Here is a 26,357-nt window from a genome sequence, read left to right as displayed (position 1 = left end):
GGCCGCGTTAGCGCAAAGTGGAAACCGGTTTTCCGAAAAGATTATGCTCAAACAAGGGGATGAGATCGAGATGCGATGCCTTGCATCGCATCACGATCTCAGGGAATACAAACAGGATATGAGACCCGCCCATGAATAAGGCACAGCCGTCCCTGATCGGCTGCGAAGCCGCCGCCACGCTGCTCGAATCGCTGACCGGACTGGTGATCCAGGCCGGCGAGGCTATCCTTGCGGTCAACCGATCCGCCATGAACGTCACGGGCAAGAGTGACGGATCGCCGGTCACCGAGGCCGATCTCGCCGCCGACCACATCATCGTCGAAGGGCTGACGCGGCTGACGCCGCATGTGTCGCTGCTGTCGGAGGAGCGCGTCCATCTGGCGACGCCGCCCTACAAGGACAGTTTCTTCCTCATCGATCCGCTCGACGGCACCAAGGAGTTCGTCGCCGGCCGTAACGAGTTCACCGTCAATGTGGCGCTGGTCACGCAGGGCGTGCCGCTGCTCGGCATCGTCGGTGCGCCCGCGCTGGGGCTGATCTGGCGCGGCATCGTCGGCAAGGGTGCGGAGCGGTTGACGCTGCAGAATGGCAAGGTTTCGCAGGCGGTGCCGATCAAGACCCGTCCCAGCCCGCCACGCGGCGCACCCTGGACCGTTGCGGTCAGCCGCTCACACGGCGATGCGCGCACCGAAGCCTTTATCGACGAACGCGGCGGCGCGGTCCGCGCCGTGCTGGGCTCGGCGGTCAAGTTCGGCCGGGTCGCCGAGGGCGAGGTCGATATCTATCCCCGCCTCTCGCCGACGTCAGAATGGGACGTAGCGGCGGGTCACGCGGTCGTGGTTGCGGCCGGCGGCAAAGTCACCGATTCGAAGGGGCGCCAATTGCATTTCGGGCTCGGCCGCGAAGACTTTCTGGTGCCCGAATTCATTGCGTGGGGCGACCCGTCCGCAGCATTGTGATTACTGCGCGAGACTTTCTTCCAGCTCCGGCCAGCGGGCCGCGGCTTCCTTCAGGAAGCGCGCGGGATCGGTAGCGAAGGCGTCGCGGCTGTGTTCCCGGTTGAACAGATAAAGCCTGTTCCCGACGATGGCCCAGAAGCGCGGATTGCCGGCGCAAGTCACGCCCCGCACCAGATCGGTCGGATCATAGCCGCCGAACTGCGGGCCGTAGATTTCAGGATGCGCCACGAACGAGGCGCGGTTGCCTTCGTTGCGGAAACGCCAGATCGCACCGCTGTCGGCGGCCTCGTATTCCGGCCGCCCCTGGGTGGCGGCGGCATCGGTGAAATAGGCGACGGGATCGAATCCCTCGATCGCGAGGCCGGAGTAGCGGTTCGTCACCACGCGCTCGGTCGTCGTGGCCTGAACAGGCAAAGAGGGCCCGATGGCCGTCAAAATGCCCGCCAACAGGCCGAAAAACGCCATGCCCCGGCACGATCCATATCTTTCCTGCCGTTGTGCCGTCATAGTTGATACCGATAACATCCGAGTCGAGGGGACACCGGGCGCAACCTAGAGCCGTGCCTGTTGGCATCAGGTTAAAGGGCAACGCCCGGATTTCGATAGCAGGGGTTCTTAATGACTTTCGCATCACGCCTTGCCGCGGTCGCGTTTGCCGCGCTGATGTGCTGGAGCGCAGGGGCGTCCGCGCAGCAGCCCCCACCACCGCAATATCCACCGCCGCAGCGTGAACAGACCCCGTATACTTACGGGCCCGACGAACTGGTCGGCGCCGGACACAAGTTCTTCGGCAACGTCTCGCGCGGGCTCGCCTCGGTGATCGAGCGCGCGGTCAGCCAATGGGGCCTGCCCAACGGCTATGTGCTCGGCGAGGAAGGCTCTGGCGCTTTCGTGGCCGGGCTACGCTATGGCGAAGGCACGCTCTACACCAAGAACGCCGGCGACCTCCGGGTCTATTGGCAGGGTCCTTCGGTCGGCTTCGACTGGGGCGGCGACGGCGCCCGGACCATGACGCTGGTCTACAACCTGCCCTCGACGCAGGCGATCTATCAGCGCTTCGTCGGCATCGACGGCTCGGCCTATATCGTCGGCGGCTTCGGCATGACGGCGCTGACCGCCAACAACATCGTGCTGGTGCCGATTCGCTCCGGCATCGGCTTGCGGCTCGGTGCCAGCGTCGGCTATCTCAAATTCACCCCGCGCGCGACCTGGAACCCGTTCTAGGTCGCTGCGCCGATCGGGTGATTGTGCCGGGCGCTCCGGGACGGTTAGCGATTCAGGTTAACGCGGCAAACGGGCTGGCCTTTGGCCGGCCCGCCGTGGCATTGTGATTAACAAATCCTTCTTTCCTTCTGCTTTCTTTGGAGTGACCCTTCATGATCGAGCCGATCATGTACGCGGCGATCGGTTTCCTGATCTCGATGCTGTGTGGCCTGATGATCGTTCCGCTGGTGCATAACCGGGCGGTGCGGCTGACCACGCGCCGCATGGAGGCGGCCACCCCGCTGTCGATGGCCGAGATCCAGGCCGACAAGGACCAGCTCCGCGCCGAGTTCGCCATGTCGGCCCGCCGGCTCGAGATGAGCGTCGACCAGCTCAAGAGCAAGACCACGAGCCAGCTCGCCGAGCTCGGCAAGAAAACCGATGCGATCAACCGCATGAAGATCGAGCTCGGCGAGAAGAACGCCGCGATCTTCGCGCTGGAGGCGCGCGAGAAGGCGATGAAGGAGCAGCTTCGCGCCACCGAGGAAGAGTTTTCCGCCAAGACCGAGCTGTTGCGCAACGCCGAGCAGGCGCTGACCGACAAGCAGGGCGAGCTTGGCAAGATCAACGCCGAGCTCAGCGACCGCTCGATGACGGCGAACAGCCGCCAGATCGAACTGGTCGCGGTGCGGACCCAGGTCGAGGAGTTGAAGAACCGTGTCGGCGATGCCGCCAGGGAGTTTGCCGCAACCGAAGCCCGCCTCGCCCAGGAGCGCAACCAGTCGGAGACCGCAACGCGCGATCTCGCCGACGCGCGCGGCCGGGTCGAGAATCTGAGCCAGCGCGTCACCGATCTCGACCGCCAGCTGATCGTCCAGGTCAAGGAAGCCGAGATGCTCGGCAACCGCGTCACCGACCTCGAGACCCGGCTTGCGACCCAGGGCAAGCTGCTTGCCGAACGCGAATTCGAGAACGGCCAGCTCAAGCAGGCCAACGCCGCCGCCGAGCGGACGATGCAGGAGCTGCGCGAGGAGATCGCTGCGACAAGCGGCGGCAAATCGTCCGTGCTCGAGAGGCTGCGCCAGGAGAAGGCGGCGGTCGAGGAGCAGCTGCGCATCGCCCGCGACGATCGCGGCAAGCTGCAGCGCGACATCAACGCGATCCAGCAGCAGGCCGAGAGCTCCTGGGCGACCGAGCGGATGGAGAACGCGCTGCTGCGCGAGCGCATCAACGACATCGCCGCCGAGGTGGCCAAGCTCGCGATCCAGCTCGAGGGCCCCAATTCGGCGATCGAGGCCATGCTGGCCGCGGAGCCGACCGTGCCGGCCAAGGCGGCCGCCAAGCCCGCCAACGGTGTCGCAAATGGCGTCCCGCCGGGCAGCGGGATGCCCGAAGGCGGCGGCACGCTCGCCGAGCGCATCCGGGCCCTGCAGTCACACGCCTCCCGTGCCCGCCAGCAAGGCGCCTGATTCCCGCAGGGTTTGGCTTGACACCCCTACCCAGCACTTCGTAAATCGCACGCTCTGACGAAGCGCCACTTTTCGACCGGCCGCCGACCAGCGGCCTTTGGAACGTCAGATCCCGGACGCATAGCTCAGCGGGAGAGCGTTCCCTTCACACGGGAGAGGTCCAAGGTTCGATCCCTTGTGCGTCCACCATTCCCCTTCGTGAACCGCCGGGCGCGGACGATTGTCGACATTCCGGTGCCCTTCGGGGACCGCCTCATCAAAAATGTCGAAAACAACCCCATGCACAGTAGCCGGCGCAAGCCGGATCAATGGGTTATGCCATTTCCGAACTTTGCACCGGCGAGCACATATGGGCCTATGCCGGGAAAAGGCACATCGCATTTGTAACCTATAGATTACATCTTCGGTTGCGCACTTGTAATCCATGGATTACAATCACTACATGATCGACGTTCGCCAAACGTCTGACTTCACCAACTGGCTTGCGGCGCTGAACGATCAGCGCGCCCGCTTGCAGATTGTTCGCCGGATCGAACGGGTTGCCGCTGGAAACTTCGGAGACTCTAAATCGGTCGGAGGCGCAGTCAGCGAGCTTCGCATCGATCACGGACCGGGATACCGGGTTTACTACACTCGGCGCGGCAAGGTCGTCGTTATCCTGCTCTGCGGCGGCGACAAGCGGACCCAGAGCAAGGACATTCGGAAGGCCAAGGAAATCGCGGAGACATTGGAGGACTGAGGATGAAAGTCAGCAAACTGAAGAAGTTCGATGCCGCCGAATACCTTCGGACAGCGGAGGCGCGAGCTGAGTATCTGAACATTGTTCTCGCCGATGGCGATCCTGCAGAGGTTCGTGACGCCCTCAATCTCGTCGCCCGAGCACAGGGCATGAGCGAGATTGCCAAGGCCGCTGGCGTGACCAGAGAGGGGCTTTACAAGACGCTTGGCGAGAATGGCAACCCGGAGTTCGCAACCATCCTGCGGATCATCGGGGCAATGGGAATCCGGCTTACGGCAAAACCGGCCAAGAGCAAGCCGAAGAAGAATGCCGTGGCGTAACGGCAAAGGCTGGCAGCGATGACGCTCGGCGCATGAGCGTGCGGCGGAAGAGGCATAAGTCCTACGTGTGGACAGACCATCGTATGCAATTGCACACTGAAACTAAGGCAGGGTCGCCCCTCTAACGTTAAACTGTTCGCATTGGCAGCTCGCAATTCGCATCATTTGAGCCCCTCTGGAGCGAGTGAGGATATTGCGACAAGTCATTCCTCTCAACATGTCGGAAGACATTGAAGACGGCCGAGCGCGAGGCGGGCGCGGTTGCCTTTGAAGCGTGCGCCGCGCGCCGCGTGGCCTGGCGGACAAGCGGTCATTTGGCCATTCCGCCAACTCGGACTTGCCCGCGCCCCGCATGGGCCGATAGTCTGAACTGCCTCGGCAAGAACAATGAGTGGGCACGCATGTCGCAGAGCCAGGTTCACTCGGGCGGCAATGACGCGCTCGCAAGGCTGGACGCTATCGCCCAGGCCGATCTGGTTCGATCCGGCCAGATCAGCGCAAGCGAGCTTGTTGAAGCCGCCATCGCAAGGATCGAGGCGACCAACCCGGCGCTCAACGCAGTCACCCACAAACTCTACGCCCAGGCGCGCAAGCGCGCTGCGAGCCCCGCTCTGTCAGGTTCTCTCGCTGGTGTTCCGTTTCTGATCAAGGATGTGCTGTCGGTGGCGGGCACGCCGAACACATTTGGATGCCGCGCGCTCGCCGGCTTCATCCCGCCGACCAGTTCCCCTTACGCGCTGGCGCTGGAGGCTGTCGGTCTGGTCACGGTCGGGCGCACAAACACGCCGGAGTTCGCGCTGATCGACGCGACCGAACCCAAGCTGTTCGGCGCTACCCATAATCCGTGGGACCTTACGCGCTCGCCCGGTGGCTCTTCGGGAGGTGCTGGAGCAGCGGTCGCGGCCGGGATGACGCCGATCGCGCATGCCAGCGATGGGGGCGGATCAATCCGTCATCCCGCGTGCCACAACGGCGTCTTCGGCCTCAAGCCGAGCCGTGGCCGCAATCGAAGCGATGGCGCTCCACCCATGCCATTCGACTTGCCCGACGTCGCAGTCAATCATGTCCTTACCCGGTCGGTGCGCGATAGCGCGCTCATGCTTAGCCTCACGGAAGACCCGGACACCAAGCTCGGCCCGTTGGGGTTCGTGCGCGATCCGATCAGCAAACCGCTTCGCGTCGGTCTGATACAGGAGGGCTTCAGCGGCAACCGCGCTGCCACCGACGTGGATGACGCGCTGGTCTCCACTGCCCGACTTTGCGAGAGCCTGGGCCACCATGTGGAGCCGACGGCGTGGCCATTCTCCGGCCCGGCAGCGATCGAAGCCTTCCTCGACGCATGGATGGTGCTGGCCGCCAGCGCAGTCCAAGCGACTTGCGCATGGATCGGATGCGACGCCGACACCGAACACTTTGAGCCCTGGACGCTGGGGCTCGCAAGCCGAGGGGCGGCGCTTTCGCCGGAGCGGATCGCTGGTGCGGTCGCTGAGCTGACGCAAGCCAGCCGAGCCTTGGACGCATTTTTTGAAGCCTACGATGTGCTGCTGTCGCCTGTGGCGCGTCATCCGGCGAAGCTTCTGGGCGAACACGCAACAGACCTGCCGTTCGACACTCTGTTCGAGCGCGCCGTCGATGATTCGGACTTCACCCCGCTGATCAACGCGGCGGGCATACCGGCGATGAGCATTCCGCTGTACTGGAGCGCGAACAACCTGCCGATCGGCTCCCACTTCGCCGCGCGCGCAGGCGCGGAGGCCACGCTGTTCGGCCTAGCCTATCAGCTCGAGGCGGCCCGCCCCTGGGCGGATCGCTGGCCACCGGCGAGCTATCAGGAAGTTGCGCAGGTGGCTTAGGCCTTGAGAGGGCCAAATAATGGGTCCTTCTCCGTTCGCCACCGTTCGCACACGTTCAATATTATCAATAAGTTAAGTGCCAGTCGTCCGGTGTTGTTCGCTAATGTACATGGGTTTATATTCAACGGATATTCAACGTAAACTGACGAACGCTATGTCGAAAACACTCTCCGAGGCTCAAGTTACGACGGCTAAAGCACGCTCCAGGCTCGAGTTTGGCGTGCATTGGCGTCGCCTCGATGCGGAAGCGCATCTGGGCTATCGCAAAGGAAGACAGAGCGGCATCTGGCTTGTCCGCTGGCGTAATCACTACGAGGGCGGCAACTACAAGCAGGCCCAAGTCGGCATCGCCAACGACATCAATGACAAGCCCGCCGACGGGATCCTGACCTTCGAACAGGCCGCGGGAATGGCACGGGAGGCCGTAGCCCGAGCCAGAACAGAAGCCGCGTCGCACGCGGCGGGCCCGGCTCCCACCGTGCGATCGGCCGTTGAATCCTACGTCAAGGAACGCGACGCTCGAGAAAGACGTCGAACAGGTCGCGACGTCCGATCCGACGCCGGCACCAAGCTGCGGCGCTACGTTCTTGGTCAAGAAAAGCGCGGCAATCAGGAAGCTGCTGAAGCTGCTGCTCTCGCATCGGTGTATCTGCATGCCTTGAAAGAGGACGACTTGATAACGTGGCGTGAGGGTTTGCCAGAGGACTTAAAGGTCACGACCAAGCAGCGGTTCGTCAATGACCTCAAGGCCGCACTAAATGCCGCGTGGTCGCGGCTTTCCGCAGATCGGAAGAAACTAAACCCGACGTTCCTTGCCATTGTGAAGGCCGGCTTCAAAGCAGAGCGGATCGATGATGATGATGATGTGGCGATTGCTCGGGATAACCAGATTCTCACGGATGAGGAGGTTGGCGCCATCCTTCAAGCTGCGTGTGAAGTCGATCAGGAGCAAGGATTTGATGGCGATCTATATCGGATCGTCGTATGTCTGGCCGCGACCGGCGCGCGGTATGCCCAGGTCAGGCGAATGCGCGTGGGCGACGTACAGGTTTCTGCACGGCGTCTGATGGTGCCGGGCTCCTACAAAGGGCGTGGCGGCAATGGCGGCTCAGACCCGGTCCCCGTGGGCGACGATGTGATTGAGGTGCTTTTGCCCGCAATCGCCGGGCGGCCAAGCGATGCACCTCTTTTCGAGCGATGGATCCATGAACAGGAGCCGAGGGGTATCGCGTGGAAGAAAGCTGAACGCGGTCCGTGGAAAAGAGGCGAACTGGCACGTCCCTGGAAGGCCATTCGCGAGCGCGCCGGTATGCCGCAGGTGATTCCCTATGCTTTGCGGCACTCCAGCATCGTGCGCGGTCTCCGAAAGGGCTTGCCCATCCAACAGGTCGCCAAACTGCACAACACCTCAGTCAAAATGATCGAGCGGCACTACGCGAAATACATTGCGACCGCCTTGGAAGACCTCGCAAGGGCGGCAGTCGTGTCCCTGGTGCCGCGAAGTGGTGGAAACGTGGTGCCGATGGGAAAACGGGCGTAAAGGATCATCCTGCGGTCTTGATCGAATGCATTCGCCTGATGGCGCCCGTAATCACGCTGACGAGATCCGCACCTACTTGCCGCCTGATCTTCACACGGGAGAGGTCCAAGGTTCGATCCCTTGCGCGTCCACCATTAGCTTCGAAAAATCAAATAGTTACAGAATGCGCCGCCCTCGAGCGTGCCCAGAAAAGGAAGGATTTGTCGCACAACTGTGCGAGCATCTTCTCAGACGCAGTCAGTCCCTCCGACTTCGTGAACCGCATCGTATCCTCGCCTTGCTTGTTAGTCCTTCGGCTCCCTAAGCCGGACATCCGGCTTAGGGTATGCCAAGCCAATTGCCGGCGCATGGCGGGCGCTCAATCCCGCTGCCCGACGGGCGCCGAGGCGAATACGTCGAGCCGCAGGCAGGGCTTTAACGCGATCCAGGTGTCGGTAGCCAGTCACGCCTGCAGAGCATTTACGATGCGGAGGGTTCGCCGCACATACCCTGTCAGTTCTACCGGGTCGATCTGATCCGGCGTGATATCACCCATATTTTCCCCGTGATGATACTGACTCGTGTAGCCATTGATCTGGTCAAGTTCATCATAAAGCGCTTGGGCCGGATGCGAGGCTCCGCCTGTCCGAATCTTGCCGACCATGTCGCCTAGCCAGTCAGTGGCAAGGAAGCTCGATGGGTAGGTCGTTCGGCAATAGGTCTCAAGCACGCCGCGCATCTTTCTGATCACATCAATCAACGTGCCGGCGCCGTTCATCAGATAGGTTTGCAGGTCATCAATATCGGTTGCAGTTCTGCCCTGAGTGGCCCTTTCAAGATCGATCTCCGAAAGCTTCGAGCCCAAGGACCGCTGGTCCGATATGCCAAGGCAGGCGCGTTCGGAGTGCGGCGCCTTATCCCACAACTCCTTCAAAAACGTTGCATCGTGCGACAGAACGACGAGCTGGCGACAACTGGCGGCCATCTTCATGATCTCGTGCACGGTCTGGCGGCGGCGGAAAGCATCCTGGCTGTTGAACGGATCATCGAACATCACGATTGTATTGGCAGCCTCGGGGTCGCGTTCCAGATGGGCCAGAAAGAACGCCAGCGCCAACGTGGTCCGGTCACCGGCGCTGAGCGTATTCTTGAAACTCGGTTCGCCGGCAGAGGTCTTCCCGTCGCCGATATCGATCGGGACGTTATTGATCACGAGCTGATAGCTCGAGGTCGCGATACCGCCTGGATATCCGTGCTTGGTCTCCGTGATCGTGAAGCCTGCGTTGAAGGCGTCAAGAAACGCATTGATGCGGTTTTCGTACGGTTTGACGACGCCGTTGGTGTGTGCGTCCAGCGCCGCGCGTGCTGTGTCCTTCTGCGTATCCACGGCCTCCTTGGCAGCCACAAGGGCTGTATGGGCGTCGCAGAGCAGCTTCACGGCCGGCATGTGCCTAGGGCATCGTCAACTTAATCGACCGCCGAGCTGAAGGAGGCGCTTCTCAAAGGTTCGAGATTAGGCGATAGCGCTTGTCGTTGAGATCTCGCGCCAAGTCGCAAAGGCTCGCTCGCGCGAAGCGCGACGGAAGTCGGCAGTGACGGCTCCGGGATAGGGGATGTGGAAAAGGTTCGCGACCTGATCGTGAACTGACAGAAACCGTTGAGCCTGACGGGACGATTTGAAAACGCTTCATGATCCGCTCGCGTCGCCGCGTCGGCTGATGAGAATTCTCGGCCCGATTGTTAAGAGTTTTGTGCTGCCGATGTTCGACGTGAAAGCCCATCTTCGCCCTCGCAGCGCCGTACGAACGGAGCTTGTCCGTGATCATCACGCGCGGCGGCGTGCCGGCGGATTTCAAGAGCTTCTTCATGAGCCGCTGCGCAGCGCGCGAGTCTCTTCGGCGCTGGATCAAGACGTCGAGAACGAAGCCATTCTGGTCGACAGCGCGCCAGAGCCAATGTTGTTCGCCCGCGATCGAGATAACGACTTCGTCCAGATGCCATTTGTCACCGCGGGCGGGAGCGCGCTGGCGGATCCGATCGGAGAACGCCTTGCCGAATTTCCGTCCCAACTGGCGCACGGTTTCATAGGTCAGGCCAATGCCACGCGCCGCCAGCATTTCCTCGACCATGCGCAAGCTCAAGAGAAACCGGCAATACAACCAAACGGCATAGCTGATCACTTCCGGTGGGAAGCGATGGCGCCGATAAAGAGGGTCCCGGGTGGTCGGCATGCCCGTCGTCTACCCCCTCGGCCGCTCTAATTCGTTAACTTGACGGTGCCGTCCAGGCGCTTTCGACCAACATGTGGCGAACACGGCCGTTGCCGGCCTTGGTGATGCCGCCACGCCTGACAGCCTTTCCCGTCGATCGCTCGCTTGGCACCAGACCGAGGTAACCCATAAGTTGACGTGGGCCCTCAAAACGGCTCACGTCACCGACCTCGGTCGCGAATGTCACTGCGACGACCAGATCGACGCCGCGCAATGTTTGAAGCGCCCGCACGAGCGGCTCCAGAGACCAGGTCGAGACGAACTCTTCGATCGTGCGCTCGAGCCGGTCGACCCGGTCCCTGGCGACGCGAACTGCTTCGACCATTTCTTGTAGCGCGATCTGATGTGCGGGGTGGTCGAACTGTTGTTCCTGGAGCCAACGAAAATAGCGCATCGTCCAGCCCTTTTTGCGGGGATAGGTGCGGCCATGCTTGAGCATGAAGGCGCTCACCTGCTGCCGGTGGATCCGCAGCGTCTCAACCGCTGCCGATCGAGCGCGAACGAGGTCGCGCATCGCTTCGTGACCTTCATCGGGAACCCACACAGCCGTCAGCTCGCCGGCGCGTAGCAGCCGCGCGAGAGAAACGGCGTCCCGGCGGTTCGTGTTCACGATCACCCGGCTTCCTTGGGATCAGCGACGGCGCCACCACCGTGCATTGGTGGCCGAGCGACCAGATCAGGCGATAAAGACCATAGCCAGTCGGGCCGGCTTCGTAACAGAAGTGGACGCGGTCAAACCGGTTGGCGATCCGCCCTAAGACGCGGCGCATGTTGGTGGCCGAAGCATCAACCTCGCCGAAGAACCGAACCTCCCCCTCCCGGCCTGCATCCGCAATTGCGACGGCATTTCTCAGCTTGGCCACATCGATTCCGACAAATGCTTCCCTATAATCTGCCACGGCTCGTCCTGTGATGAGGATCGGCTCGGTTCGCCCGAGTAATCCTCGGACGCGCAGTGTAGGGCGAGCCACCTCATCGGCAGAGGCGGACATACGGTCTTACCCTTAAACCGACAGGCCGAGCGCTGCGCTCTCGAAGGTGCGCCGGGCGCGCTATCGACAATGGCCGATGCCGCAGGGTCGGTCTGCACGGCGCTTGATCCCTTGCTTCGCCTTGATCGAAGCCCATGTCGTGGCGGCCGAGCATCCCGATGATATGACGGTGCCGGTCCTGGCCAAGGGAAAGACTGACACGAGGCGATGCTGGATCTACGTCCGAGACGATCGGCCGTTTGGTGGCGCGTGCCCATCGGGGGCGATGTGCTACTCACGCGAGCGCAAGGGTGAGCATTCGCCGTCGCAGGACACCGCGGCGAGCGCTGGCCTTGGGAAACTGACTTGTGCAGATCGCTTGATTAGCTGCCTCAGATGCGGCGCTTGGCGATTATATATTTCGCCAGTGGTGCCTTGAGTATGGTTCAGATGAGGTTGCCGGCGACGATGCCTCGGCTTTCTCCTGGACGGCTCTGTTGATCGTCTCATGAAGCGGCGCAAAGCGAGCATCGACAAGGAGCGCGGACTCGTTATAGGGACGATTCATGCGAGACTCCAGGTCACCTGTCGCTATCCCGGACAGCAACGCGCCGGGCGGCGTGCTGAAGTCCAGCGACGGGTTGTCCTGCGACGGATCGCGCACAAAGTCAGGACCGTCGCGCAATGCGGACTCATTATACGGAAGGTTCAGGCGAGTGCGCGGGAGGCGCGTCTCCGCCCCTGCCAGCGCCGCGACGATCTCCGCCGACGGGGCGTCCCTTCGCACAAAGTCAGGACCATCCCGCAACGCGGACTCACGATACGGAAGGTTCAGGCGAGCGCGCGGCAGAGGCCTTTGCGCCCCGACCGACGACGGGTTGCCCTGCGAATTGCCCGCCCCGCTGGGCGTCCTTAGCGCGCTCAGCTGTTGCTGAAAGCCCGTAGAACCGGAACCGTCTTGCCGGCTCGTCCCCTCTTCGCGGATTGGTGACAACCGATCGATAGTGTTAAGGTCCATAGCTGGTCTCCAATTAAGAACCCCCACAGCCCATTTCGGACCCTTGGATAGCGGGGCTACCTTTCGAGAAGCTGACGCGATCTGTGTCGCGAAGGTGGCTGGGCAGAATATGCTGGGATGGCGTCCGCCACTGAACGAGAGAGCGACCCGCTTCGTCTCAAGGCGTCGCAGGCTTGTCCGAAGGAGCCGGGTGGAAGCGGCACCATGCCTTGGTAATCGCCGCATCGCAGAGCACTCCTGAGGGCGCCTGGTGCCTGGCTGGCCGTCCATCGGGGACTTTTTCGCTTTCCGCGGATTTCGACTCGGTACCCTGCAGGATCGCTGTGTGTGGAGCGACCATGAAGCGCCGCCAGCATAGGCAAGTTTTCCCCCTTGAAGAACGCCTTGCTCAGGAAGCCAAGAAACTACGCCAGCGAGCGAAGCAAGTTTCCGCCATGGCGGGAGCGGGAGGCCTTGCTCAGGAAAGCGCGGCAGGACGATGCCGCCGCTCACATGACCGAGTGGCTGACATCACCGCAGACGGCCAGATGACCGGGCATGCACGACATACATCGAAGGCTTCTACAACAGAACCCGGCGCCACTCGGCCATCGGCCATGTCAGCCCGATCGAGATGGAGCTAAAAGCAGCTTAACCCTGTCCATTTTTTCGGGGGAAGATCAAAGAGTCCTCCAGTCAGGAGAGGACGTCCAACAGTCGAGCGAGCGCGGCCTCAAGCTTGCTTTTGGCGGCCTCGGTCGCCGCGAGACGTTCGCGCGTATCCTCAACGACCCGTTCCGGAGCGCGAACGACAAAGTCTACATCGGCGAGCTTCCTGGAAAGCTTGTCGGCCTCCACGCCCAGGCTCGCCACCTCCTTAGCGAGGCGCTCACGCTCTGCCGTCAGCTCTATGAATTCCGCGACCGGGAGCGCCAGCGTGGCGCCGGCGATCACATAGGAAATCGCTCCCGCGGGCACCGCTCTGACGAACCGCACTTCGGAGACGCGGAGCAGCTGCGCGATGAGCGGCGCGCTGGCCTTCATCGCCTTGCGTTGCGTCTCGGAGGCCTCGACGACCAGAAGCGGCGGACGCGCTGAGGTAGGGACATTCAGCTCCTGGCGCACTGATCGGCCTTCTGAAATGGCGTCGATGATCAGCCCGATTTCGGCATCGGCAGCCCGATCGATCAGGCTCTCCGCAAGCTGGGGCCAGGCTGCGGTCATGAGAAAGCCCTGGTGCTCGCGCGGCGCGCCAAGATCGCTCGTCTGGGCCCAAAGCTCCTCAGTCAGGAAAGGCATGACCGGATGCAACAGTTTGAAGGTGACGTCCAACACCCAAGCGGTGACCGCGCGGGTCTCGTCGCGCGCTGCAATGTCTGCACCGCTCAGCGTCGGCTTGATCAGCTCGATGTACCAGTCGCAGAACACATTCCAGATGAAGCGGTAGAGCACGTCCGCAGCCTCACCGAAGCTGCACTCCGCTAGCGCGTCGGTCACGGCTTTCGCCGTATGGACCGTCTCGCCAACAATCCAGCGGTTCAGCGGCATCGTCGCCCGATCCGGCGAAAATCCCGCTTCGCGCGCGCAGCCGTTCAACTGGGCGAAACGCGTGGCATTCCATAGCTTGGTGCCGAGATTGCGATAGCCTTCAACGCGCTGCCGCGAGGGCTTGATGTCGCGTGCAGCTCCCGACATGGCGGTCAAGGTGAAGCGCAAGGCGTCGGCTCCAAACTCGTCCACGAGCTCCAGCGGGTCCAACACGTTTCCCTTGGACTTCGACATCTTCGCGCCACTTGCATCGCGCACAAGCGCGTTGATGAACACCCGCTTGAACGGGACCTCGCCCGTCAGCTGCAGGCCTTGCATCAACATCCGAGCGACCCAGAAAGGTATGATGTCGAAACCTGTGATGAGAGTGTTCGTGGGATAGAAGCGCTCTAGATCCGTTGTTTTTTCGGGCCAACCGAGGGTCGAGAATGGCCATAGCGCTGAGGAGAACCAGGTATCGAGCACGTCCTCATCTTGAGTGAGCGGCTCGTCGCGGCCGTAGTGCGCGCGGGCCTGAGCCCTGGCTTTTTCTTCCGTTTCCTCGACGAAGATGGTGCCATCCGAGCCGAACCAAGCCGGAATGCGATGGCCCCACCAGAGCTGGCGCGAGATGGTCCAGGGCTGAATGTTGCGCATCCAGTCGAGGTAGGTCTTTTCCCACGGCTTGGGCAGGAAGACCGTATCGCCTTCGAGCACGGCCTTGATAGCGGGCTGGGCCAGCACTTCGGCGTTCACGAACCACTGGTCGGTCAGAAAAGGCTCAACCACCACTCCTGAACGGTCGCCGTGGGGCACCATGTGGCGAACCTTCTCGGTTCCGCGCAGCAGACCGAGCCCTTGAAGGGTCTCGATCACCTTCTTGCGCGCAGCGAAGCGGTCGAGCCCGTGGTACGCCTGGGGAGCATTCTCGTTAATGCGCGCAAACGCGTCGAGAATATTGATCATCGGCAGGCCATGGCGCTTGCCGACCTCGAAGTCATCGAAGTCATGTGCCGGCGTGATTTTGACCGCGCCAGATCCCTTTTCCGGATCCGCATATGCGTCGGCCACGATCGGAATCACCCGCTCGACTATCGGCAGGATGACCAGCTTTCCGACGAGATGTTTGTAGCGCTCGTCATCCGGGTGCACTGCCACGGCAGTATCACCCAGCATGGTCTCGGGACGGGTGGTGGCAACAGTGATTTCGCCGGAGCCATCTGCCAACGGATAGGCAAAATGCCAGAGCTGTCCGTCAACCTCTCGCTGCTCGACCTCGAGGTCCGAGATGGCCGTCTGAAACTGAGGATCCCAATTCACCAAGCGCCGGTCGCGGTAAATCAGGCCTTCCTTGTAGAGGCTGACGAATGCCTTGCGCACCCCGTGCGAGAAGCCCTCGTCGAGCGTGAACCGTTCCCGGCTCCAGTCGCAGGAAGCGCCCAACTTGCGCAGCTGGTGAACAATCTTGCCGCCGGATTTGGCTTTCCACTCCCAGACCTTGGCGAGGAACGCCTCTCGGCCCATCTCGCGGCGGTCGATGTTTCCCTCCTGCGCGAGTTGGCGCTCGACGACCATCTGCGTCGCGATACCGGCGTGATCAGTGCCCGGCAACCAGAGTGCGGCCTTACCGCGCATTCGCTCGAAGCGGATCAGCACATCTTGCAGAGTACCGTTGAGCGCATGGCCAATGTGCAGCGATCCCGTCACATTCGGCGGCGGCATGACGATAGAGAACGGTTCCGCGCCCGGATCGCCCGTGGGCGCAAAGGCACCCGAAGCTTCCCAACTGGAGTACAGGCGGGGCTCGGCGCTCTTGGGATCGAAGGTCTTTTCAAGCATGGTTTTCTCCATCATTACCGCAGATGGAGAATCCCGATCCATCCGCAAAGCGAGGATCGGAAGGCGGTGTTCGGTAACCGCGACTCACGTCCCCGGGAGAGGACGGCCTACAACTTCGTTACATTGTGTATGAATATCCATGCTTCCGACTAGCGCATCTTGGCAGCATATACAAGTCGCTTCAGTTCCACTCACATGACCACGACGCGCAACGTGCGATTGTCATCGGCGACCGATCGAGCAACTCCGTCTGAATGCATGCCGTTGATGACCTCTTAATCCTGCTTGCAAGGAGATGTCCGGATCTGATCTTCACCCTCGCCGCCCCCGTCGCTATGTCTTCCAGCGATCTACTCTGAACAGCACCCCTTCCCTGCCGAGCGTCCGAACAGCAGAAGGCTCCCGGCACTTGCCGCTATCACACAGCCGCACAGCGCATAGAGCTGCGCCTCGGTAAGCTTCCCGAATATCGTTGGCAGGCTGTAGACGACCGCGCCGGCGGCTGCGGTAACTAGTGTTGTTAGAGCTTGCACCCGACCAATAAATGCCGCCTCCACGACTGTCAGCAGCGCGGCATCTGCCGCCGCGCGAGAAAGGCTCCAGAGAACTCCGACCAAGGCGTAGATTGCAATTGCTGCCACCTTCTGCTTCGCAAATGAGAACAGGAGAAGTGACAGGCCGGCGGCAACAAGCAATGGGATAACCCTTTGCCTCAGTCTTTCTGCTGAGGAGGGACTTGCAGAAATCGCAACGGCGACAAATCCCGCTGTTGCCGCGATCATCTCCAAGGCTCCAAACAGACTGGTGCTGCCCCCAAGCCTGTTCACCACGAACCCGGGCAGCAAAAGGTTCGTCGTCTGAATGATCGCGAATGCCAGACCAACCGCGATCGCCGCCGTCAGTGCTCCGACGTCGCGCCGAAGATATCCGAGCGCCTGCCGAGAGGCGCCGGACAGTCCAAGCGTGCTTGTGACCACAGGAGTACCCGACGCAGGGGAACGCATCAATTCCAGGCATAAGGCCGCGCACAGCGCCAGCACCGATAAGAACAGGGCCGTTGCGGACGAGCCGCATTTGTCGATCGACAGACCGGCGAGACCCGTGCCGGCCGCGATCCCGATCTGCTTTGCGAGCGACATCTGAAATGACAGTCTCGGTCTGTCCTGCGCGGTAACACTCATCCGCGCCAGCCCGGTAATCGCGCCCATCTGCAGAGAAAACCCGAACGCTCCGATGGCGCCCGAGGCGATCAAGGCGATGCGTGGAGAGATGCCGTGGCCGACCAGCTCCGGCAAGGCGAGCGTCACGAACCCAGCCGCACGTAACGCTTGACCGGCGGTCGCAGCGACGCGTTTGTCGTGCTTGTCCACGATATGGCCAGCGACCGGCGCCAGAACGAGAGTTGAGCCACTGGTAAAGATGAGGACCCAGCCAACAAACCCAGTCCCGCCGTAGTGAAAGGCAACCCAGGACGAAAGGACGATGCCCGCTCCGACAAGCATGAAGGAGACGTACAAATATAACAGGAGCGCCAGTCTGGCGCCCGAGGTCTTCATGAACGTTGATTCTGTCATCGTGCAAAGCGTGAGAGCCGGGCTCTGTTCCAAAGCGCGTATGCATAGCAGATGTAACGCCAAACAGCGAGCCGCTCGTCGATGACAGAACCTGCCTTGCGAGCGAGCCCCCGAATGTCGATCGTGAATCGACCACAACGCGATGACTGAACCGACACGCGACCGCCGATGCGACAATCGCTCTTCGCTTCCTCGCCACACTCACGGGGCAAGCGCGCTACTGCGGTCGCCGGCCAGACGATCGAGATCGCGCTCACGGATGAGCTGGATCGCGCGAGCCAAGTCCGATTTGGCCATATGGGCGAGACATTCAAGCAGGGAGGGCTTCGCCGCCCAAACGCGCTCGCTCACCTCTGTATCGTCCAAACCGGGGTAGTATTTGGTAAATAGCGGCCGGAAACTCTCGACTGTTCTTCGAATCATCTCGAGCTCCGAGACGGATTGTTGGGATACCCTATGGGATGCCTGATAAGTGCGGTACAGATAGTAGGGAGTGGCGAAGTAAGCGATTTCGTTGGTCAACCCCTTGCTTAGCCGATGCGAAAGGAGCGATGCCCCGAAGCTCCAGTCAGTCCATTTGACTATGTTCGGCTTAAACCCACCGAGTTCGATGGCATCCTCGGTTCGAAAGACGATCGACGCCGGGACATGATGCTTGGCCGCGACCAGTTCCTCGGTTAGCGGATAGGCAGAGCTCGTGAAGCCGCAGCAATCTCCAAACATGAGGGTTGCACAATGGGTGAAGGCGAGCGCGGGGTTGGATTGCAACGCCGTCACTGCGCGATCGAGGTAAGATCCCTCCTTCAACACGGTCGCCGCCGTGTTCAGACAATCATCGGCATCGACGAACATCGCATAATCACAACGCGCGGCAAACAGACCGGAGTTGCGCGCCGACGGCAGACCCACGTTTCGATCGTGATGAATGACACGTATCGCCTTGTTGTCTTCAAAGCGCCTGACGATCCGCAAAGTCGTCGGATCGTCACTGCCGTCGTTTATGACAATCACTTCATGTGGCAATTGAAATGGCTGATCAAGAATGGATGCGATGCACTCGGCCAAATAGGAGCCGGCGTTGTAACACGCGACCGCTATCGTGACGCCATCAGGGTATAGTTGGAACAATGCAACTCCAATAGCGGCCGGGACGAGATCGATCCGTGATCCAGCGTGGACGATTCCAGTTCTGGTCTGCGACACGATGTTCAGCATCGACAGTCGGACAGGCGCACGGCGCACACAAGCTGCTGTTCTTGGTAGCTGGACAAGGGAGCCCCAAGAGACTCTTATTGCATAACCGGATCCATGAAAGCACTGAGAGTCCGATGAGCAACACTGCGCGGCCCATCTCGGACGAGGGCTTCCGCCGCTACAATGGATGACACATGCAACGAATTACGAAGTCGACGGTGCTCATCATGCATTGCGGATTGCCGTTTGCGCGCCATATCTGTTGCCACCTCGCGGCATGGCGTCTCCTGAACCACGAATGACGCGAGCAGATCTCGGTTCAACGGGCCCTTGTTGATGTCCCGCCATCTTGTAATCGTGGGTTTTGGCCCCGTCTCGGGCTACAAATACTCGCGATGCATCCGTGCCGCAATGCAACTAGGCGCGATTGGGGGGTATTCCGTTGTCGATCTCGAATCTCAACGAGAAACCGTCCTGCGTAGACTGGCCGGCCTGCCCGCGCAGCCAACCCATACTGTGTTCATCCCCGATCGGCTCCTGCTTGACGATCCCGAAGCGTCCTTAATCTATATTGCTCCATTCCTTAGGAACCGCGCCACAGACAGCAACGGTCCTCTAAAGATCGTGATCGCAACAGAGCCCCAGGCACATGAGAGCTATTTGCGTCATTGCATGCTGGAGGGTTACGACACGCTGACGACGAAGCCGTTATTGGTACCGATGCGGGATGGCGTGTTCGACGGCGGCTCGATCTATCAACGCACCAAGAACCTACTCGAATGCACCGACCGAGCCAGAGGCCAACATAGCCTGATCGTGCTGGACCGTCATCACGAGATCTATGAAAACCGCATTCGTTCCCAAATTGCAGTGATGATGAAGAAGTTGAACGTTCCGATCACATCGATCAACCTGAAGACCGCTTCCGGGGTCTGGAATCTTCCCTATGAATACGCGCTTAGAGAGGATCATCCCTATAAATACGGCTATGGCATGCTCATGCACGGCGCCTACCACTATGTTGATCTCATAACCCGGCTCCTCCAAATGAACCGTCGGATATACGCAGAGGATGAACTCTGCCTCCGCATCACCGGCTTCTCTGCGTTTCCAAAGGATCAAGAGAAGCGGTTACCTCTCGGCGTATTGAGCCGTCTCGACAACTATCTGGAACACATGGCGAGCTTCGATTCAGGACTTCCTTATGGCGAGACCGATATCGTGGCATCGTTTGCGCTCTGCTTTCGGCGAAGCCAGGTAACATTGTGCCTGGGAACCATCGCTCTCGAGCAGACCACGCCGGGTATGCGGTCATGGGGCGCGTTCCCGGAGGTGCCCTACAACATCAATGGCAGACTACACTGCACAGATGTCGATGTCCGCCTAGGAACTCTTGTCGCCATGAACGGGCATGTGACGAAGATCCCCATTTCGTCGCGGAAAGGCCAAGCGGACTTACGAGGGAGGAATATTGGGATCGTGACGTCACGGTCGAATGCGCTCGTGACCGGTACGCAGGAATTCACGACCGAGGAGCGCATCACGCAACCTTACGGCAATTCCTTCTCGTATGCGGCTGAATCCACGCTGTTTCGCGATTGGATCGACGGAAAAAAGACCTACAGCGACTTGGAGTCTCACTTACCCACAGCTGCCGTGACCGGCGCGTTGGCGCGCATGATCCAGAGCAACGGGGAAACAGTTGAGATCGAATTTGATTTCCCGGAGCCCGACTGGCCACCGACAGCGCATATTTCGAACGCCGTCGTCCACGACGATCGCGAGATGCAGTTCGCGGCGTATCGGTAAGCGATCGGATGGAGCGAGAGTTCAAAGGTCAGGGAACGCCCAATCGACTCACAATTGCGCATCGCCATATGTGGCGTATTCAAAGGCGTACACAAGCGTAGGCGCGCCATGCTCCCAAAGTGGCTGACCTCCGCTTTGGCGCGCCGCAAAGAGAAGCACGAAAATGGACGCTTCACATCCATCCAGCTCGTATATTCCCCGCGGCAGGGTCTTAGAGATAACGACGGCCACCAACTGCATTATCAGGTGCGCATATTGCCCGCAGCAGAAGTTTGCCGAGCGCCAAAGAACCGTGTCCGACGCCGGCGATCTTGGGCTTGAAGAATTCAAGCAATGTCTCTCGCGTGTACCCAAAGACGTCGACATACATTTTTCTGGCTACTCCGAGCCTTGGCTCAATCGGGATTGCACCGAAATGGTCGAGCACGCTTACACGCGCGGCCACGGCATCCGGATTTACACGACACTCATTGGAATGGACGAGCACGAGCTGCGACGTTTACAAGCGCTGCGCTTTAGAGCTTTCATGGTCCATGTTTTCGATAGCGGCCAATACATGAATAGCCGCTTGGTGACGAAGCCGTATCTCAACTTGATGCGTCAATTGATCAACGCCGATATTCCCTCGATTCGGTTCCTGGTCTTGGGTGATATTCACCCCGATCTCGCCCCTATTATCCCCGCCGAAGCGCTCGTTCGCTCACGATCATTGATCAGCCGGGCAGGAAGCGTCGATCCCAAAATCGCAAAGCCACGGCCGCCAATCCGGGGGCCTCTCGCATGTACCGAAAAGCGAGAGTATCGCAATGTCCTTCTGCCAAACGGCGACGTGACACTCTGCTGCATGGATTTCGAGAGACGCCACGTTCTGGGAAACCTGCTGCGCGACGAATACGAGGATCTGTTCGAGGGGCCAAGTTTTCGCCAAGTCGTCGACCGCATGAATGGCGCGAGCGGCTCCTTGCTTTGCAGGATCTGTGAGCGGGCCACGCCAAAGTTGCAGGGCCACGGATCTTGACAACAGCGAACGTTGAGAATCCCTTATCGGTTGCTCGCGGGACAACCTTTCGATAAGCTAAGCGACCGCAATCTTCGTCGCGATCAGCAAGGAGAACGCGGACGGCTCTGGCAGGTCCACGATTGAGACTTAGGACCGGTTTTCGCTCCTCATCGATCGAACGTGCTCCAACCAATAGACGAGAAATCCGGTTAGAAGACCAATGACCGAGAGAAGGGCGAGAACGATACTGTGCGCCGCGACTTTGTCCGTCGCAACCCATCGCTGATACGCAGCTAGATACCACCCGAGGAATACGTTGCCTCAAAAGCGGACGGCTTGATTCTCTTGTCCCACAGTTCAGGTTCCCTAAGTTTGACCGCCTGTCAATCAAAATGCTGATTGTGTTCTCGAGCGGCCAACCGCTCGCTCGTATACGATGCGCATAGTTGCAGCGCAGGCTGCGCTACACCCTCGGCGGTAGCCAACTATCCTTCGTAACCACGCTTGGACGACACTTCGACCGCTACCGTGAGATCGTCAAGCGGATTATCCGCGTCCCGCCGCTGATCGCTTTGACCGTCGCTTTTGCTCTTATGCCGTTTGAGTTTCCCGGCTGGCTTGGCGACGTATTGAAGCGTTTCGGTGACACGCTCGCGCCGCTGGCGCTGGTCTCGGTCGGGCTGCAACTCAGGTTCGATCAAGCTGGCGGACTTAGGACCGCATTGGCGACTGGCCGTGGCTTCAAGCTGCCTCTTGCGCCGGCCGCGCTTGCGCTGGTCTACGCCCGAAGAAACGACGCGAGTGACACTGTTCGAGGCGGCAATGGGTCCGCAAATTGGCGGTGCGATCGTCGCCGTGCAGCATGGCCTCAACCCACCTTTGGTGTCTCTGATGGTCGGTCTCGGCATATCCCTCTCTTTCTTGACTTTGCCGCTGTGGTCGTACGTTTTGCACCAACTTTGACGTGCGAACGGCCAGGCGTGGAGTGTCGACGGCTCGTCTCGAGCTCGTCCGGCGCGCGCCGAAGGACGCGTATGCCGCGCGCTGGACCGAACATCCTGATGAGGCCGATCGCCTTCGTGACAGGTCGTGAGCGACGACGCTTCTATCACCGACGACACACCGCTGCGCCTTGCGGTGGCCGCCGAGCTGGCGTTCCATGGTGGCGGCATGACGGTGAGCGGGCTCCGGCTGGAAGCGTCGCGAGGACGCCTTGAGATCTGGCGGATCGCCCGCAAGGATGTCACCACGCTCGCCGCCATTCGTGAAATGCGGAGGCTGTGTCAGATCCCTTCGGCGAAGCTGCAAAGCTCGGCGCCTGTCACCGTGGACAGCGGAGAATCGGCACCGGCCGCGTGCAGAGCGACCATCGAAACGCTGAGAAAGCGCCTGTCGAAAGAAAAGAGGAAATAGCGATGGCCTTTGACCGCAAGCGGATCAACACTCGTGGTGAGCCGAGAGCATTCGGTTTCAAGGATATCGGTGCCAGCAACGACGGCAACTTTGCCCGGATCGTTTTCGTCGGCAAGGACCTGACGACAGAACTTCCCATCCAACTTGCAGCTGATGTTCTGGACAAGATGATGCCTACGCTGATGAACATCGCCGGCGAATGCGAGCGCCGGCGCAACGCCGGCGGCAATCCGCGACGTGTCTATAACATCAAAGAAGGTGCCGTCGGAAGACCGACGAAGACGGCGTCGTTTTTGATTTCACCACCTCAACCGGCCAAACCTTCGCGTTTGTGATGGACAAGATCGGCGCCAAGCTGGTGTGGCAATCGCTCGGGCAAATCATTGGGGTAATCGAGCAGGACAGAGGTCCGATCGAAAAGCCGACGCGACAGTAACTCCGAAGCGGCTCACTTGACCGCTGGCACGGCATCACCAAGAGGAGATCATGGGCCCGATTCTTTCCTATTTGGGGTTGGCAGCGACCGGTGTGATGGTCTGGTTCGCTGCCGAATTTATTGGACGACCGATCAGGACCTTTTTTGATTTACGAATGGAAGTTTGCCGTCAAATGTTGTTCCTCGCCAATGTCCAGACGGAATTGCCGAAGCCATTTGTCACCCTGGAAGACCGAAGCCGCAAGAGATACGGCGACATGGTATCGGCCAGGCGGGATAAGAGCCGGACTAGAGCTGGGCGCGCGGATGCTGGCCTATGCTGAAGGCGAAAGGTTTGCCCCGGTCGTGCTGCGCAAGCTCGGCTATGATCCTCACGGAGCGGGCAGCTCCCTCATTGGCCTGTCGAACAACTTGAGCACGCACAATGAAGAGCGGGCGAGATTCAGTATCGCTGTTGGCAAGGCGCTCCGTTTCCCCGACTAAGCCGGCTACTGCGGCCGGCACCTTCGAGCGCTTTCAATTAGCGTTCATCGCTTGGCCGAAGTTGCCAACCACCTGAAGGGCGGCGCCGGCTGCGCTGATGACCAGCCCGCGCACGATGAGGGTCATCCGCTCCCGCAGTTCGTCGACGGCTTTCCGGCGGGCATCGATCTGCTTGCCGAGCACGCCACCTGTAATATCGACGCGCCCCTCGGGGCCGTCCGAAATGATCAGTTGCTCGAACGCCGTCTTCGTTTGCGCGATATCAACGGCTTCAATAGTCGTGATTTTGGTTGTCTGCCACACCTCGTAACCGAGCGTCACGAAGCCAATAAACTCGATGAGCGTTCCCCACGCTGCGATCCCGTTCCACATTGCAATTTCCCGAAGGTGACCGCTCGTCTTGGCAGGCTGTGGTGGCGCAGGCAACTGACAAAGTTAGAACGAGCCCGCCGCCGGTATATCCGCGGCGACGGGCTTGTGGCACTGGCGCGATCACCGCGAAATGGAAATCGCGACTCGCACTGCTGGTGTTGTTAATTCCATCACCTCCAGCTGGGCGGCCCCGACGCCAAGATGACTACGCCGAGGATGAAGCGCGGTGGTCTGTGCAAGCCAGCGCGCTCCATATTCAGAATTCGCGTTACGGTATCGGCAACACCGGTGCGCCGAGATTGGTGCCGTCGAGAATCGCGAACCAGTCACCGTGCGGCGTGTTCGCTTGGAGGCTATAGTCGATGCGGATAATCACCCAAGGACCTGCGGTTTCCGGAATGAGATCGCTTTCGATCGTCATAATCGATCGGTACGCGATCTCCTGATGAAACTCGTAGCGGACCTGCACGCCGTATTGCGTGAACGTCGGATACCGTAGAACTACTGGGCAGCCTCCGAGGCGCGGCCGTCACTTCCCTGCCCGCCCAAGTTGCAGTAGGCTGCTCGCTTTATTTATGGGGCATTTTCAATGAGCCGATCTCGGGCAATTGCTGCCTTGGGCTTGCCGCGGGCATTGTGGCCGTTTTCATACTGCCCCATCTTTTGTCATCAGAAAAAGATCCAACCGCGGCCCTTATTGCGACCGCCCACAGCGAAATCGTAAGGCGACTGCGAGAGCCAGATTCCGCGCGTTTCGGCGATGACGTGATTATCAGCAGCGGCACTAGCCGCGGCGACTGCGGCACCGTCAATTCGAAGAATGGTTTCGGCGGATATACGGGCCACATGCCTTTCGTCCAAAACGCTTAAGATCGCAAGCAGCCAGATCGAGGCGAGCACGATTTCGATGAACTGTAGCATCGAAAAAATGAGGGAGATCTGCCGGACCAGCAATCCCGATCCGGAAAGATGCAGACTCATACTATCCGAGCGGAGGTAGAAAGTTCACTCATGGACATGCAACGCATTTATTGGCAGGAGTTGGTGACGCTCAAGCGTGACGCCCGTTACATTGACCTTTGCCTCGGAAGAACCGAAACGATTGATCGCACCATCAAGGCCACGCTTGCAATCGCAGCAAGTTCGTCGATCGGCGGTTGGGCCATTTTCAAGGATTATTCCTTCGTTTGGGCCTTTATCGTCGCCGGGTCGCAGGTTCTGCAGGTGGTGAAAGAGTATCTACCCTACAAGACTCGCTTGCGAGCACTCGCGGGACTGTCTCAAGATTTGAACGCAATAAGTCTAGCGGCAGAGGACAATTGGTATCGCGTATCCAAGGGGCTCGTGTATGACGAAGACATCCACGATCTCCGCTTTGCTTTTAAGAAGAGAATTTCCGCCGCATTACAGAAGGCATTTCCAGCAGCTGGGCTGCCGGTAAATAAACGCCTCGAGAAGCAAGCTGACGAAGAGGTTCAGGCATATTTTTCGATCTATCAAAACCAAAGCGAAGAGGTCTAAAAATGAGCGATGAGAAGAAGACGATCAATATCGGTCCCGATTTAGCCGGTCATCGGATTAACCAGGGCTCCATTCTGCCGCCGAAACCGGTCAAGGTGCCGATGCCCCCGGTGCAGCCGACCCAAGGAAGCCGACCGGCAGCCCCAGCAAAACCCCCGAAGGGGAAGCAAGGGGCGTAAGTGACGCGGAGATTAACAGTCTCGGCATCATAACGCTCCTTGCACTGCCCTCCGGATTTGCACGCACGACCTGATGAATCCCGCGCTAGGTTATCGTAAGCCTGCAACTGCCCTCGGTTTCGCTCCACGATCCGCCTTCACGGTGAACCGACAGCATGTAGGTGATCCCAGCCGTGGCGGAGAGCGAGACGTCAATGGCGAAGATGTGAAGGTCGCTCCGGCACCCGCTTCATGCGTGAGCGAGCCGAGCGGCGTCCCAGTATTAGGCGTCGACGCTGAATGTTGAATTGCCGGACAAATCCGAGACCGAAAGAGTGTAGGTCGTCGTTGCGGGCGCGACAAAACTGTACCAGACAGAATGGCCATTGTTGCGGACATCACTGGAGGACAGCCAGGTGGGCCGCGGCTCGCTGGGCTCGGTCGATCCGTAGAATAGGTTGCCCGTCTTGATCTCGCCGAGGTTGATACTGAGGGCCGAGGCACAATCGTCGTTGGTCCGCACGGGGAACGTGCCAAGCGGGAGTAGCGTCGCGCTGGCCGGTGATAGATCCTCGTCGATCACGAGCAGGCGCCCGTCAGAATTGCCCGGCTGCAACATGATAATGTAGTTTTTGCCACCGAAATAGCGCGCGTTTTCGCAGAAATACTCCCATTCGGCGTAGATGAATTCAGAGAAGAATTTGCCGCCCGCAGCGTCCAGCGCCACGGGG

Annotated in this window: 25 protein-coding genes, 1 tRNA gene and 3 pseudogenes; 16 read left to right on the top strand and 13 right to left on the bottom strand. The window is 60.2% G+C overall.

Annotation, left to right across the window (positions count from 1 at the left end; translation table 11 throughout):
• Positions 1-131: 131 nt before the first annotated feature.
• Positions 132-959, top strand: a complete 828-nt coding sequence (gene cysQ, locus AAFG07_RS11420; RefSeq protein WP_342727350.1) for a 3'(2'),5'-bisphosphate nucleotidase CysQ — start codon at positions 132-134, stop codon at positions 957-959.
• On the opposite strand, the gene AAFG07_RS11415 is transcribed toward cysQ, so the two are convergent.
• Positions 960-1,424, bottom strand: a complete 465-nt coding sequence (locus AAFG07_RS11415) for a YHS domain-containing (seleno)protein (protein ID WP_342727349.1) — start codon at positions 1,422-1,424, stop codon at positions 960-962. It abuts the gene before it with no gap.
• A 153-nt stretch (positions 1,425-1,577) separates the two neighbouring features.
• Between AAFG07_RS11415 and AAFG07_RS11410 the strand changes: the two genes are divergently transcribed.
• The 7 genes from AAFG07_RS11410 (at position 1,578) to AAFG07_RS11380 (ending at position 8,083) form a co-directional block, all read left to right on the top strand.
• A complete protein-coding gene (locus AAFG07_RS11410) occupies positions 1,578-2,183 on the top strand; it encodes a DUF1134 domain-containing protein (RefSeq protein WP_298366658.1) in 606 nt (201 codons plus the stop codon).
• Between the two features lie 152 nt (positions 2,184-2,335).
• Complete coding sequence (locus AAFG07_RS11405) at positions 2,336-3,631, top strand: hypothetical protein (protein ID WP_342727348.1); 1,296 nt, start codon at positions 2,336-2,338, stop codon at positions 3,629-3,631.
• Positions 3,632-3,745: 114 nt separating this feature from the next.
• Positions 3,746-3,820 (top strand) — tRNA-Val (locus tag AAFG07_RS11400).
• A 253-nt stretch (positions 3,821-4,073) separates the two neighbouring features.
• Positions 4,074-4,370 (top strand): type II toxin-antitoxin system RelE/ParE family toxin, encoded by a 297-nt coding sequence (locus AAFG07_RS11395; RefSeq protein ID WP_342727347.1) that lies wholly within the window; start codon positions 4,074-4,076, stop codon positions 4,368-4,370.
• Between the two features lie 2 nt (positions 4,371-4,372).
• Positions 4,373-4,690: an addiction module antidote protein gene (locus tag AAFG07_RS11390; RefSeq protein WP_342727346.1), complete on the top strand. Its 318-nt coding sequence runs from the start codon at positions 4,373-4,375 to the stop codon at positions 4,688-4,690.
• 230 nt (positions 4,691-4,920) lie between these two features.
• Positions 4,921-6,543 (top strand): amidase, encoded by a 1,623-nt coding sequence (locus AAFG07_RS11385; protein ID WP_342727345.1) that lies wholly within the window; start codon positions 4,921-4,923, stop codon positions 6,541-6,543.
• A gap of 154 nt (positions 6,544-6,697) precedes the next feature.
• A complete protein-coding gene (locus AAFG07_RS11380) occupies positions 6,698-8,083 on the top strand; it encodes a tyrosine-type recombinase/integrase (protein WP_342729123.1) in 1,386 nt (461 codons plus the stop codon).
• 442 nt (positions 8,084-8,525) lie between these two features.
• On the opposite strand, the gene AAFG07_RS11375 is transcribed toward AAFG07_RS11380, so the two are convergent.
• From AAFG07_RS11375 to AAFG07_RS11365, 3 genes and pseudogenes are all read right to left on the bottom strand, one after another.
• Entirely contained in the window at positions 8,526-9,509 is a 984-nt protein-coding gene (locus AAFG07_RS11375; RefSeq protein WP_342727344.1) for an AAA family ATPase, read from the bottom strand.
• 66 nt (positions 9,510-9,575) lie between these two features.
• Positions 9,576-10,293, bottom strand: a pseudogene (locus AAFG07_RS11370) (IS6 family transposase).
• A gap of 49 nt (positions 10,294-10,342) precedes the next feature.
• Positions 10,343-11,324 (bottom strand): annotated as a pseudogene (locus tag AAFG07_RS11365) (IS110 family transposase); the annotation flags it as partial.
• A gap of 9 nt (positions 11,325-11,333) precedes the next feature.
• Here AAFG07_RS11365 and AAFG07_RS11360 point away from each other — a divergent pair.
• Positions 11,334-11,622, top strand: a pseudogene (locus AAFG07_RS11360) (transposase); the annotation flags it as partial.
• A 93-nt stretch (positions 11,623-11,715) separates the two neighbouring features.
• Here the strand turns inward: AAFG07_RS11360 and AAFG07_RS11355 are convergent.
• The 4 genes from AAFG07_RS11355 to AAFG07_RS11340 all read right to left on the bottom strand — a co-directional run bounded on the left by AAFG07_RS11355 (position 11,716) and on the right by AAFG07_RS11340 (position 18,455).
• The gene (locus tag AAFG07_RS11355) at positions 11,716-12,321 is read right to left on the bottom strand and encodes a hypothetical protein (RefSeq protein ID WP_342727343.1); all 606 of its coding nucleotides are present in this window, start codon (positions 12,319-12,321) and stop codon (positions 11,716-11,718) included.
• 675 nt (positions 12,322-12,996) lie between these two features.
• Positions 12,997-15,666, bottom strand: a complete 2,670-nt coding sequence (locus tag AAFG07_RS11350; RefSeq protein ID WP_342727342.1) for a valine--tRNA ligase — start codon at positions 15,664-15,666, stop codon at positions 12,997-12,999.
• Between the two features lie 350 nt (positions 15,667-16,016).
• Positions 16,017-17,222, bottom strand: a complete 1,206-nt coding sequence (locus AAFG07_RS11345) for an MFS transporter (RefSeq protein WP_342727341.1) — start codon at positions 17,220-17,222, stop codon at positions 16,017-16,019.
• 219 nt (positions 17,223-17,441) lie between these two features.
• Positions 17,442-18,455 (bottom strand): glycosyltransferase family A protein, encoded by a 1,014-nt coding sequence (locus AAFG07_RS11340; protein ID WP_342727340.1) that lies wholly within the window; start codon positions 18,453-18,455, stop codon positions 17,442-17,444.
• A 315-nt stretch (positions 18,456-18,770) separates the two neighbouring features.
• On the opposite strand from AAFG07_RS11340, the gene AAFG07_RS11335 reads away from it, so the two are divergent.
• Together AAFG07_RS11335 and AAFG07_RS11330 are read left to right on the top strand one after the other, a co-directional pair.
• Entirely contained in the window at positions 18,771-20,243 is a 1,473-nt protein-coding gene (locus AAFG07_RS11335) for a hypothetical protein (RefSeq protein WP_342727339.1), read from the top strand.
• A 163-nt stretch (positions 20,244-20,406) separates the two neighbouring features.
• On the top strand, positions 20,407-21,261 hold the full coding sequence (locus AAFG07_RS11330) for an SPASM domain-containing protein (protein WP_342727338.1): 855 nt from the start codon (positions 20,407-20,409) through the stop codon (positions 21,259-21,261).
• Between the two features lie 467 nt (positions 21,262-21,728).
• Here the strand turns inward: AAFG07_RS11330 and AAFG07_RS11325 are convergent, their stop codons facing one another.
• Positions 21,729-22,151 carry a hypothetical protein gene (locus AAFG07_RS11325; RefSeq protein ID WP_342727337.1) on the bottom strand — a complete coding sequence of 141 codons (423 nt, stop codon included), beginning with the start codon at positions 22,149-22,151 and terminating at the stop codon, positions 21,729-21,731.
• Positions 22,152-22,332: 181 nt separating this feature from the next.
• Here AAFG07_RS11325 and AAFG07_RS11320 point away from each other — a divergent pair, with 181 nt between their 5' ends.
• From AAFG07_RS11320 to AAFG07_RS11310, 3 genes are all read left to right on the top strand, one after another.
• A complete protein-coding gene (locus AAFG07_RS11320) occupies positions 22,333-22,656 on the top strand; it encodes an excisionase (RefSeq protein ID WP_342727336.1) in 324 nt (107 codons plus the stop codon).
• A gap of 2 nt (positions 22,657-22,658) precedes the next feature.
• Entirely contained in the window at positions 22,659-22,991 is a 333-nt protein-coding gene (locus tag AAFG07_RS11315) for a hypothetical protein (RefSeq protein ID WP_342727335.1), read from the top strand.
• Positions 22,992-23,398: 407 nt separating this feature from the next.
• Positions 23,399-23,575 (top strand): hypothetical protein, encoded by a 177-nt coding sequence (locus AAFG07_RS11310; protein WP_342727334.1) that lies wholly within the window; start codon positions 23,399-23,401, stop codon positions 23,573-23,575.
• Between the two features lie 33 nt (positions 23,576-23,608).
• Here AAFG07_RS11310 and AAFG07_RS11305 read toward each other — a convergent pair whose 3' ends face one another.
• The 3 genes from AAFG07_RS11305 to AAFG07_RS11295 all read right to left on the bottom strand — a co-directional run bounded on the left by AAFG07_RS11305 (position 23,609) and on the right by AAFG07_RS11295 (position 24,928).
• On the bottom strand, positions 23,609-23,947 hold the full coding sequence (locus AAFG07_RS11305) for a hypothetical protein (protein ID WP_342727333.1): 339 nt from the start codon (positions 23,945-23,947) through the stop codon (positions 23,609-23,611).
• Between the two features lie 268 nt (positions 23,948-24,215).
• Positions 24,216-24,416: a hypothetical protein gene (locus AAFG07_RS11300; RefSeq protein WP_342727332.1), complete on the bottom strand. Its 201-nt coding sequence runs from the start codon at positions 24,414-24,416 to the stop codon at positions 24,216-24,218.
• A gap of 200 nt (positions 24,417-24,616) precedes the next feature.
• Entirely contained in the window at positions 24,617-24,928 is a 312-nt protein-coding gene (locus AAFG07_RS11295) for a hypothetical protein (RefSeq protein ID WP_342727331.1), read from the bottom strand.
• Positions 24,929-24,958: 30 nt separating this feature from the next.
• On the opposite strand from AAFG07_RS11295, the gene AAFG07_RS11290 reads away from it, so the two are divergent.
• Both AAFG07_RS11290 and AAFG07_RS11285 read left to right on the top strand, forming a co-directional pair.
• Positions 24,959-25,468, top strand: a complete 510-nt coding sequence (locus AAFG07_RS11290; protein ID WP_342727330.1) for a hypothetical protein — start codon at positions 24,959-24,961, stop codon at positions 25,466-25,468.
• A 2-nt stretch (positions 25,469-25,470) separates the two neighbouring features.
• The gene (locus AAFG07_RS11285) at positions 25,471-25,647 is read left to right on the top strand and encodes a hypothetical protein (RefSeq protein WP_342727329.1); all 177 of its coding nucleotides are present in this window, start codon (positions 25,471-25,473) and stop codon (positions 25,645-25,647) included.
• A gap of 262 nt (positions 25,648-25,909) precedes the next feature.
• Here AAFG07_RS11285 and AAFG07_RS11280 read toward each other — a convergent pair whose 3' ends face one another.
• On the bottom strand, positions 25,910-26,353 hold the full coding sequence (locus tag AAFG07_RS11280) for a hypothetical protein (protein WP_342727328.1): 444 nt from the start codon (positions 26,351-26,353) through the stop codon (positions 25,910-25,912).
• Between the last annotated feature and the right edge of the window lie 4 nt (positions 26,354-26,357).

The sequence above is a fragment of the Bradyrhizobium sp. B097 genome (assembly GCF_038957035.1).
Taxonomy (GTDB): Bacteria; Pseudomonadota; Alphaproteobacteria; order Rhizobiales; family Xanthobacteraceae; genus Bradyrhizobium.
This window is presented reverse-complemented; position numbering and strand designations above follow the sequence as displayed.

Excerpts from the sequence above, each read along its gene's own strand:
- AAFG07_RS11290 (WP_342727330.1), top strand. The coding sequence starts at position 24,959 with ATGGACATGCAACGCATTTATTGGCAGGAGTTGGTGACGCTCAAGCGT.
- AAFG07_RS11375 (WP_342727344.1), bottom strand. The coding sequence starts at position 9,509 with ATGCCGGCCGTGAAGCTGCTCTGCGACGCCCATACAGCCCTTGTGGCT.
- AAFG07_RS11335 (WP_342727339.1), top strand. The coding sequence starts at position 18,771 with ATGTCCCGCCATCTTGTAATCGTGGGTTTTGGCCCCGTCTCGGGCTAC.
- cysQ (WP_342727350.1), top strand. The coding sequence starts at position 132 with ATGAATAAGGCACAGCCGTCCCTGATCGGCTGCGAAGCCGCCGCCACG.
- AAFG07_RS11380 (WP_342729123.1), top strand. The coding sequence starts at position 6,698 with ATGTCGAAAACACTCTCCGAGGCTCAAGTTACGACGGCTAAAGCACGC.
- AAFG07_RS11305 (WP_342727333.1), bottom strand. The coding sequence starts at position 23,947 with ATGTGGAACGGGATCGCAGCGTGGGGAACGCTCATCGAGTTTATTGGC.
- AAFG07_RS11345 (WP_342727341.1), bottom strand. The coding sequence starts at position 17,222 with ATGAAGACCTCGGGCGCCAGACTGGCGCTCCTGTTATATTTGTACGTC.
- AAFG07_RS11295 (WP_342727331.1), bottom strand. The coding sequence starts at position 24,928 with ATGAGTCTGCATCTTTCCGGATCGGGATTGCTGGTCCGGCAGATCTCC.
- AAFG07_RS11355 (WP_342727343.1), bottom strand. The coding sequence starts at position 12,321 with ATGGACCTTAACACTATCGATCGGTTGTCACCAATCCGCGAAGAGGGG.
- AAFG07_RS11315 (WP_342727335.1), top strand. The coding sequence starts at position 22,659 with ATGGCCTTTGACCGCAAGCGGATCAACACTCGTGGTGAGCCGAGAGCA.
- AAFG07_RS11310 (WP_342727334.1), top strand. The coding sequence starts at position 23,399 with ATGCTGGCCTATGCTGAAGGCGAAAGGTTTGCCCCGGTCGTGCTGCGC.
- AAFG07_RS11410 (WP_298366658.1), top strand. The coding sequence starts at position 1,578 with ATGACTTTCGCATCACGCCTTGCCGCGGTCGCGTTTGCCGCGCTGATG.
- AAFG07_RS11405 (WP_342727348.1), top strand. The coding sequence starts at position 2,336 with ATGATCGAGCCGATCATGTACGCGGCGATCGGTTTCCTGATCTCGATG.
- AAFG07_RS11395 (WP_342727347.1), top strand. The coding sequence starts at position 4,074 with ATGATCGACGTTCGCCAAACGTCTGACTTCACCAACTGGCTTGCGGCG.
- AAFG07_RS11330 (WP_342727338.1), top strand. The coding sequence starts at position 20,407 with ATGGACGCTTCACATCCATCCAGCTCGTATATTCCCCGCGGCAGGGTC.
- AAFG07_RS11415 (WP_342727349.1), bottom strand. The coding sequence starts at position 1,424 with ATGGCGTTTTTCGGCCTGTTGGCGGGCATTTTGACGGCCATCGGGCCC.
- AAFG07_RS11350 (WP_342727342.1), bottom strand. The coding sequence starts at position 15,666 with ATGCTTGAAAAGACCTTCGATCCCAAGAGCGCCGAGCCCCGCCTGTAC.
- AAFG07_RS11390 (WP_342727346.1), top strand. The coding sequence starts at position 4,373 with ATGAAAGTCAGCAAACTGAAGAAGTTCGATGCCGCCGAATACCTTCGG.
- AAFG07_RS11325 (WP_342727337.1), bottom strand. The coding sequence starts at position 22,151 with ATGCCGAGACCGACCATCAGAGACACCAAAGGTGGGTTGAGGCCATGC.
- AAFG07_RS11285 (WP_342727329.1), top strand. The coding sequence starts at position 25,471 with ATGAGCGATGAGAAGAAGACGATCAATATCGGTCCCGATTTAGCCGGT.
- AAFG07_RS11340 (WP_342727340.1), bottom strand. The coding sequence starts at position 18,455 with ATGCTGAACATCGTGTCGCAGACCAGAACTGGAATCGTCCACGCTGGA.